Here is a 1,165-nt window from a genome sequence, read left to right on the forward strand (position 1 = left end):
AAAAGTACTATCCCATGTAGATTCAGGAGCGACAATTGAATCTACCAGTATATTATTTTCAGTTGGCACAACGACAATTAAACAATGGAAAAGATTAAGAAATCAAACGGGTCAATTAATGGGTTCTGGTCGTCCGCACAATCCCTACAAAATAGATTCAGATAAATTAAAATCTTTTATTAAAGAGCATCCTGATTCATTTTTAAATGAAATAGCTTCTCACTTTAATGTGACTGCTCCTGCTATTCATGCGGCATTGAAGCGGTTAAAAATAACTCGAAAAAAAAGACTTCGCTCTATATGATCCCTGGCAGTAATTCTGGACACCTAATAAGGAAAAATATTTGGGATTAATTGATTTATACCAAACCCCAGAGTTCAGGAAATTCTATGATAAACATCATCCTGATTTGCTTGATTATTTGGTAAAGGCTATGCATTTTTATGCCCAAGGTAAATTCAGTTAAGCCGCTCTGTACTCTAGAATAATAAGTTAACATCCATCAATCAAATTAAGTGCTTTGGGGAAACCCCAAAGCACTTAATTTTTTAAAGGAACGTGTATAATTAACTTCTGCTCTGAAATGGGGTCTGGTAAATTTTCGTGCACAACAAAGGCAGGTTTTTCTTTACTGATTTCAAAGGATGAGGCGCTTGCCCATTTACCATAGATATAATGGTAGGCCAGACCTAAATTATTCGGCTTACCTCTATAATGAAATCTAGCATAGAGTCCACCTGTCAGTTGTAAACGGGCTATCCCCAAATCTATGTTCACCAAGGAAACACCCGCACTAAACCTAACTTTATCTTCAGCTACCTGTCCATCATGGGGATCATCATGCCCAATGCCTACAAGCACACCAGAAAAATCATCATTTTTAAGATCACTTAACTTGGATCTTAGCTTCTCCCAAGCTTTTGGCGCAGACTCAAAATACAATCCTTGCTCAGTACACACTTGAAGATTGATATCGTTTAACTCCATGATATCGGGTTCTGCTAATTCAACGGAGTCTAATTCATGCACAATATTTAATTTTGCCCGTGCCTCTTGTGTATTTCGGCTTGATCCGAACGCCGATTACGGCAACATTCAAACGGCCATTTCGGTTTTATCCGAACGGTGATTTCACTCTGATCCGAACGCTGATTTCGGCAACAT

Annotated in this window: 2 protein-coding genes and 1 pseudogene; 2 read left to right on the forward strand and 1 reads right to left on the reverse strand. The window is 38.1% G+C overall.

The window, feature by feature from the left end:
• Positions 1 to 304 (forward strand): IS630 transposase-related protein (locus E1O47_RS12050; RefSeq protein WP_242602114.1); only part of this gene is annotated, 304 nt, incomplete at its 5' end.
• 25 nt (positions 305 to 329) lie between these two features.
• Positions 330 to 467: pseudogene (locus E1O47_RS12755) on the forward strand (TipAS antibiotic-recognition domain-containing protein); the annotation flags it as partial.
• 74 nt (positions 468 to 541) lie between these two features.
• Here E1O47_RS12755 and E1O47_RS12060 read toward each other — a convergent pair.
• Positions 542 to 988, reverse strand: coding sequence for an AraC family transcriptional regulator (locus E1O47_RS12060; RefSeq protein WP_165475125.1), 447 nt, complete (start codon positions 986 to 988; stop codon positions 542 to 544).
• Positions 989 to 1,165 lie beyond the last annotated feature (177 nt).

Source organism: Legionella yabuuchiae, from assembly GCF_900640115.1.
GTDB lineage: Bacteria > Pseudomonadota > Gammaproteobacteria > Legionellales > Legionellaceae > Legionella_A > Legionella_A yabuuchiae.